Source organism: Vibrio minamisatsumaniensis (assembly GCF_050337445.1).
GTDB classification, from domain to species: Bacteria; Pseudomonadota; Gammaproteobacteria; order Enterobacterales; family Vibrionaceae; genus Vibrio; species Vibrio artabrorum.
The window spans coordinates 22,737-29,886 of sequence record NZ_JAKJSY010000062.1; the positions used below are offsets into that span (position 1 = coordinate 22,737).

The window sequence follows — 7,150 nt, forward strand, 5'->3', positions numbered from 1 at the left end:
TACCTTCAGTTACAAAGGAGTGCCATCGCAAAAAGTGAAATCATCAACAGCCACAGCCGTAAACAAGCTCAGTTTACTCATCAACTAACTCATAAATGCTGAAATAGTCGCTGAGAAGTCGATTGGATTAACAAACTCGGGATCATCTAATGGAAGTAGACCATGCCAAAGTTGTTCAAGTTCCCCAACGAGTTGAACCGCTTCAGATAAAGTGTAGTCGCTTTTTACTTGTGCGGTTTGAATCCCTATCCATTTGACCAACGATGGCAACATGTTGTTAGCCAACTTCACGCTACTTTGGGCATTTATTGAAGCCGCGTACGATAACAGATCTGGGATCAAAATTTGTAAATTTTGCTGTCTCAAAGGAGAAGGCACGCCCATCACCATCAACGCCTCACTGTTTCGAACTTTAAGCTCAATCCCCAGCAACGCCAATGTTGAGCTCAGCGCCTTCGCCACCTCAACAAGTTCACGACCAAGCTTAATCGATAAAGGTACTAATAGCGGTTGGCTTTTTAACGCACCACCGCGAGTATCAAGCTGACCAACAACACGCAATAACTCGGCCTTAGCTAAGGAAACCAGCACACAGCCATTCTTATTACCCATCACCAGGTACTGACGTTCCACAATCGCAACGGCTTTGCCTAAATCAGTGATCGGTACTCTTGGTTTGTTGATGGATTGAGTATCGACGGGCTCAATATCGAGAGACTCATTCACTATCACGTTAGCGTGCTGAGATTCGCTGTTTCTCTGTGCCCCCTCTAACCGCGTTTGCCCATCAAAATCTGGTGTTTTCAAAAGCTCTTTGTAGGCTTTCACTTCGCGCTTAGAGGGTGCTGGATCAGCATGGTGCTGCTGCGACTCTTTTGCTTTTTTCGGGGGGGGGCGAGACTCTATCCACTCTTGACGGGGAGAGGCACTAAAATGGGTTTCACGCTCAGACGAACCTCGGTTAGCAGAGGAAGTATAGCGTTGCCCCCCATCGTTAACGCGAGCTTGAGGCTTATCATAAGCTTGTTCAGATTCAGCTTTTCTTGGGTAGGCCGGCGTTTGCTCAATCGCATGTCGAACACTCTCTGAAACAACGCTTTGATCTGAGTTGCAAGGTAACCTGTCTTCTTGCTCGGAAAGATTCGTCGCATCATTAGAGTCAGAAACGCCCCCCTCTTGCTGATAATGCTCAACATCTGAAGATGGGTGAAATGCAGACTGGTTTAGTGGAGCAGCATCGATTTGCTTGCTTTGTGCCAGACCATCACTCAATGCTTGATAAATAAAATCATGCACAAGGCGTGCTTGATGAAAACGTACTTCGTGTTTGGCGGGGTGAACATTCACGTCAACTTGATGCGGGTCCAGCTCGATGAACAACACATACGTTGCGAATTGGTCTGGACGCAGGCTGGTTTCATAACTTTGGCGAATCGCGTGATTAATCAGTTTGTCACGCATCATACGACCATTGACATAGCAGTATTGCAGATCGCTTTGCTGTCTTGCTCCTTCGGGTGTTGTGATCCAACCATGAAGCTTGAGCCCTTGATGCGCTAGCTCAATCTTAAGCATATGACGAACAAAAGCATGACCACACACCGCAGCAATACGTTTCTCGGCTTGAACATCGGTTTTGGCCGCACGGTACTGACGAATCATTTTACCGTTATGGCGAAGATTGATCGTGACATCAAAACGGCTTAGCGCAATACGTTTAAGCAGCTCATCAATGTGCGTAAACTCGGTTTTTTCAGTTCGCAAAAACTTACGTCTTGCTGGCGTATTGAAGAACAGATCCAAAACCTCGACCGAGGTGCCAATAGGATGCGCCGCAGGCTGTAATTTTACCTGCATATCACGGCCTTCACTGTGCGCCGCCCAAGCTTGTTCTTGAGTCGCAGGTCGAGACGTCATGGTCAAGCGCGCGACTGAGCTGATACTCGCCAGCGCTTCGCCACGGAAACCAAGGCTGACGATCGCCTCAAGGTCATCAAGCGTATGTATTTTAGAGGTAGCATGACGGCTCAGGGCTAAGGCAAGCTCATCTTTGACGATGCCCTTGCCGTTGTCACGAACCCGGATCATCTTGGCGCCACCTTTCTCAATATCAATATCGATACGTGTCGCCCCTGAATCCAAACTGTTCTCAACCAACTCTTTGACAACAGAAGCGGGTCTTTCTACCACTTCACCTGCGGCTATTTGGTTGGCTAACCGAGCTGGCAGTATTTTGATCGTCATATGTATAGCTACCTCACTGCCATTGATGGAAACACTTTCTTTTCGCTCGCGTGGAGTCGTTAGGTGTTGCTTAGACTATTTGTGCGGAATAATCAGCACCTGACCCACCGCTAAACTATCCGATCGTAAATTATTCGCTTTGCGGATATTGTCAACGCTCACGCCATACTTAGAGGCTATCTTGCCAAGATAATCACCTCTTGCAACTTTGTGTTTGCGTAGAGGAACATCTTTCACTGCAACCGTAATACGTAACTTTTGCCCGACCTTGAGTGTTTCTGAGGTTAAGCGATTTTCACGTTTAATATCCGCCACTGAGACTTTATAGCGAGCGGCGACCTTGCCTAAGTATTCTCCTGGTTTCACCCTGTGAGTTATCGTCTCCGTTTTTACTGCACGGCTTGGCGTGGAAGAACCTTGAGAACGACTTGGAATCTTTAACACTTGACCAACGGCTAGGCTGCTCGATTTCAGGTTGTTGAATGTCATCAACGCCTGTGTCGACGTGCCATATTTACTTGCAATCACTGATAAAGACTCACCACGAGACACTTTATGTTGACTCACGCTAGCCGTTGATGACGTTACGTTCGACAAGATAATCCCTTCAGGTGGATTAGCCTTTAAATACTTAACGACTGCTTTCGTTATAGCATGCGCCAATTTATCTTGGTGCGAACGTTGGAAAAGGAGCTTCTCTTCGGTCGGATTCGATATAAAACCAGTTTCAATCAAGACTGATGGGATTTGTGGTGAACGTAATACCGCTAAGCTGGTGTTAATCGGCTTGCTGTTATGCAGCTTTGCAACCTTACCCATCTCAGACAGAATGTCGGTGGCCAACTTATACCCTTCTTTTTGAGAATGGCTAAACTGTAGATCAAGCAGCGTTTGGTTAACGTTCTTATCATCAATATTGCCAGTGAAAGCCGTCCCACTGCCGCCCAACAATTCAGACTGTCTCTCTTTGTGTTCAATCCAGCGCGAAATTTCCGTATTAGCACGTCGCGTATTCAACACAAAGACTGAGCCGCCTTGTGGTCTCGGTGTCGTAAAAGCATCAGCGTGAATAGAGATCAACAAGTGAGCTTGGTTCTCACGCGCAATCGCAACACGTCGATTAAGGTTCACATAGTAGTCGCCATTGCGCGTTAAACGTGTCTTGATTCCAGGAACAGCATTCAACTGTGCAGCTAGCTTACGAGCAATACTCAGAGTGGCATTTTTTTCATATTTACGCGATGGGCCAATCGAACCTGGGTCTTCACCACCATGACCAGGATCGACAATAATCAGAATATCTCGTTGGCGCTTAACTTGATTAATGCTTTTACTCACCGTTGGTTTACTCGGTGTCGAAGCTGACGCGCCCTTACTTATCGCTCCGTGTGGAAAATCAATCACCAAGCGATGTCCGTATTGACCACCGGGGATTGGGCTTAGTTTAAACAAATCGGCTTTAGAGGATTTCTTCAACTCAAACACTAAGCGGTAAGTACTCTTGTCTGGTGGCGAACTTTTACGAACTTTCGACAGAATAGGACTATCCGTTACCACGACAGGCAATTTAGTCGCAAGATTGGTATTTTTTAAATCGACCACTAAACGACTCGGGCTACTCAGGGTGAAATAGCTAAAGTCCGCTTCTGATTTTAGGTCGATAACCACACGCGTATCTTCTGGAGAAGGCCAAACCCTCAAACCTTGCAATGAATTCGCAGAAACCAATGAAGAAAACAATAAAGAGAAAACAGTAACCGTCGTAGCTACTACTGAAAAAAGGCGTTTAGAAATCAACATAACTCCAACTGACTCAGCAAATGCTGTCCATATTCATTGTTAGCGGTTAAAGAAACAACACGGTGATCGTCTTGATAGCGAATATCGATATCCAAATCTGCTTCTGGTAGCATTCCATACCCTTTCTCAGGCCATTCAACCAAGCAGATGGCATCTGGAGTAAAGTAATCTCGAATCCCCATAAACTCTAACTCTTCTGGATCAGCCAAACGATAAAGATCAAAATGATACACCTGCCAATCAGCAAGTTGATAAGGTTCAACTAGAGTATACGTTGGGCTCTTTACGTTTCCTTGATGACCCAGTGCTTTTACAAAGCCTCGACTGAACGTCGTTTTACCTGCGCCAAGATCACCATGCAGATAAATAGTCGTCTGCTGTGAGCAAAGATGAGAAAGCTTCGTTCCCAATTGAATCGTTGCTTGTTCATCTTTCAAAGTAAATTGTTTCATGCTCATGAATACGTTCTCTAAAAATCGATCGTTGACTATATAAAAATCAAAAGAATAGGAATAGTAAACCGTGATGCTTTTGGGAGACAAGCACTCAAGTGTAAGTTCTATGAAAAATACTACTCAAAACACGTCTGTTCTGGTCAATATCACTAAGATCCGTTAAGATCCGCCCCCATTTTTGCCGAACCTAATGTTAATTAGCCTTATCTCTAATTGTAAAACAGAGAAAATAAGAATTAAGCCATGAATCTAGACCATCTTGCTGAAAAAATTAAAATCTGGGGAAAAGAGCTAGGCTTTCAAAAAGTGGGCATCTGTGATGTTGACTTAGCTGAACACGAAGGTCCCCTGCAAGCATGGCTAGATGCTGGCAATCACGGTGAAATGGATTGGATGGCTCGACATGGAATGATGCGTGCGCGTCCAGCTGAACTTCACCCAGGCACAATTCGAGTGATCAGCGCTCGAATGAACTATCTACCACCAGAAGCTCAGTTTGCCTCTAACCTAAGTGATACCTCTCAAGGCTATATCAGCCGATATTCTTTAGGCCGCGATTACCACAAATTGTTACGTAATCAGTTAAAAAAGTTAGGGCAAAGAATCGAAACAGAGGTTGAAGGTTTTGACTCACGTCCTTTCGTCGATTCCGCGCCTATTTTAGAAAGACCGCTCGCTCAAAAAGCAGGACTGGGTTGGACAGGTAAGCACTCGTTGATTCTCGATAAAGATGCTGGATCCTGGTTCTTCCTAGCAGAGCTGCTCGTGAACATCCCCCTTCCTGTCGATGAACCCAGTGTTGATGAATGTGGAAAATGCACAGCCTGTATCACTTCTTGTCCAACCGGCGCAATTCTTGACAATGGCATCGTGGATGCGCGCAAATGCATCTCATATTTAACCATTGAATTTGATGGGATTATCCCTGAAGAATACAGAGACGCCATTGGCAACCGTATTTATGGTTGTGATGACTGCCAGTTAGTTTGCCCGTGGAACCGCCATGCCGAACTCACAGAGCAAAAAGATTTTCACCGTAGAGATGACTTCCAAGAGGCTGATCTTGTTACCCTTTCAGGTTGGGACGAAGTCACCTTTCTTAAGAAAATGGAAGGCTCAGCAATAAGACGCATTGGCCACACCCAATGGTTACGCAATATCTTTGTTGCAATGGGCAATGCACCATTCCAACACCGCATTGTTGAAGCACTTGAATCTCATCAAGACCAAAATGAACTGTTGGATGTCCATATTGAGTGGGCATTGAAAAAGCAACTCAAGCAGTTACCCAACGCGAGTGGCGTGCAAGAAAATAACGGTGTGCAAAAGAAGAGCAGCAAAATACTCACCAAAAAGCACAGATTGATACGCATTGTTGAAAAAGGGCTTCCAAGAGACGCCTAGCCCTTTATATATCAAGGTTTACCTCATTCGCAGATATCATGCCCCTAAGCTTAAAGGCAACACGTTGCACACAATTTTAAAACAATGTTTGACCTTGTTCTCAATTTTAACAATGTGGAAAAAATTCTGTTCTGTCACAAACCTACGACACCCATACAAAGTTAAACACAGTAACGATAAATGATTAAGATCAAAAAACAATGAGTTAACGATCTTTCACCAAATTCAAGACCGCCCATCAAACTCATAAAAAACAATGAGTTACAAATACACCGATCGCGCTAATATATTTAAAATAAGAAAGATCTTTTAAAGAAGGGGGAAGGATTAAGCATGAAATTACTTTATCAACCAAGTTATCCACACCCTTAGCTTTGTGGGTAAGTCTGTTTATAGATATGAAAAACCTCAAGTATCTGCTTCAGAGACCTGATGTTTACTAGCATTCGAGTTGCTAAGAAAAACTAAGACAAAAGAACACCCACCATAATGGCGGATTATTTGCTTTTGGGGGAGATTATGCTTCGCAGCATTAAAGAAAGAGCATGACCCTTAGGTCGCCTTTAAACTCTGTGATCTAAAGAAAAACACGGTGGTTTAAAGGATTATCATCGCTTTTTTTTAGAAGAAAGCTGGAGCGATACATCGGGTTCGAACCGATGACCTCAACCTTGGCAAGGTTGCGCTCTACCAACTGAGCTAGTATCGCATAAGTCACGCGCTGCTCTTACTGCCTTAGGCAGCTCTTACCGCCTTGGGCAACAGATAGCGCTTAACTGTAATGTGGTTGCGGGAGCCGGATTTGAACCAACGACCTTCGGGTTATGAGCCCGACGAGCTACCAAACTGCTCCATCCCGCGTCCGGATRCATTGTTTAAGTCAATGACTCTGCCTCTATGAGGCGCCCTCTAGGAATTGACTTCCTAAAAGAATCAAACTGGAGCGATACATCGGGTTCGAACCGATGACCTCAACCTTGGCAAGGTTGCGCTCTACCAACTGAGCTAGTATCGCATAAGTTACTCGCTGCTCTTACYGCCTTAGGCAGCTCTTACCGCCTTGGGCAACAGATAGCGCTTAACTGTAATGTGGTTGCGGGAGCCGGATTTGAACCAACGACCTTCGGGTTATGAGCCCGACGAGCTACCAAACTGCTCCATCCCGCGTCCGGATGCATTGTTTAAGTCAATGACTCTGCCTCTATGAGGCGCCCTCTAGGAATTGACTTCCTAAAAGAATCAAACTG

General features: G+C 45.1%; 4 protein-coding genes and 4 tRNA genes. 1 reads left to right on the plus strand and 7 read right to left on the minus strand.

The features are described from left to right. Positions 1 to 84: 84 nt before the first annotated feature. The 3 genes from mutL to tsaE form a co-directional block, all read right to left on the minus strand. The gene (gene mutL, locus L4B77_RS14345; RefSeq protein WP_429751231.1) at positions 85 to 2,244 is read right to left on the minus strand and encodes a DNA mismatch repair endonuclease MutL; all 2,160 of its coding nucleotides are present in this window, start codon (positions 2,242 to 2,244) and stop codon (positions 85 to 87) included. 75 nt (positions 2,245 to 2,319) lie between these two features. Further along, positions 2,320 to 4,044, minus strand: a complete 1,725-nt coding sequence (locus tag L4B77_RS14350) for an N-acetylmuramoyl-L-alanine amidase (protein WP_429751233.1) — start codon at positions 4,042 to 4,044, stop codon at positions 2,320 to 2,322. Further along, complete coding sequence (tsaE, locus tag L4B77_RS14355) at positions 4,038 to 4,502, minus strand: tRNA (adenosine(37)-N6)-threonylcarbamoyltransferase complex ATPase subunit type 1 TsaE (RefSeq protein ID WP_261838700.1); 465 nt, start codon at positions 4,500 to 4,502, stop codon at positions 4,038 to 4,040. Before tsaE ends, L4B77_RS14350 begins: the two co-directional genes overlap by 7 nt. 240 nt (positions 4,503 to 4,742) lie before the next feature. Here tsaE and queG point away from each other — a divergent pair, with 240 nt between their 5' ends. Then, positions 4,743 to 5,903 (plus strand): tRNA epoxyqueuosine(34) reductase QueG, encoded by a 1,161-nt coding sequence (gene queG, locus L4B77_RS14360; protein WP_429751236.1) that lies wholly within the window; start codon positions 4,743 to 4,745, stop codon positions 5,901 to 5,903. Between the two features lie 633 nt (positions 5,904 to 6,536). Here queG and L4B77_RS14365 read toward each other — a convergent pair. The 4 genes from L4B77_RS14365 to L4B77_RS14380 all read right to left on the minus strand — a co-directional run bounded on the left by L4B77_RS14365 (position 6,537) and on the right by L4B77_RS14380 (position 7,070). Beyond that, positions 6,537 to 6,612, minus strand: a tRNA-Gly gene (locus L4B77_RS14365). Between the two features lie 75 nt (positions 6,613 to 6,687). Then, positions 6,688 to 6,764: transfer RNA gene (locus L4B77_RS14370), tRNA-Met, on the minus strand. A gap of 78 nt (positions 6,765 to 6,842) precedes the next feature. Continuing rightward, positions 6,843 to 6,918 (minus strand) — tRNA-Gly (locus L4B77_RS14375). A 75-nt stretch (positions 6,919 to 6,993) separates the two neighbouring features. Beyond that, a tRNA-Met gene (locus tag L4B77_RS14380) sits at positions 6,994 to 7,070 on the minus strand. Between the last annotated feature and the right edge of the window lie 80 nt (positions 7,071 to 7,150).

Bases quoted from the DNA above. Each gene is read 5' to 3' on its own strand.
- mutL (WP_429751231.1), bottom strand. From the start codon at position 2,244: ATGACGATCAAAATACTGCCAGCTCGGTTAGCCAACCAAATAGCCGCA.
- L4B77_RS14350 (WP_429751233.1), bottom strand. From the start codon at position 4,044: ATGTTGATTTCTAAACGCCTTTTTTCAGTAGTAGCTACGACGGTTACT.
- tsaE (WP_261838700.1), bottom strand. From the start codon at position 4,502: ATGAGCATGAAACAATTTACTTTGAAAGATGAACAAGCAACGATTCAA.
- queG (WP_429751236.1), top strand. From the start codon at position 4,743: ATGAATCTAGACCATCTTGCTGAAAAAATTAAAATCTGGGGAAAAGAG.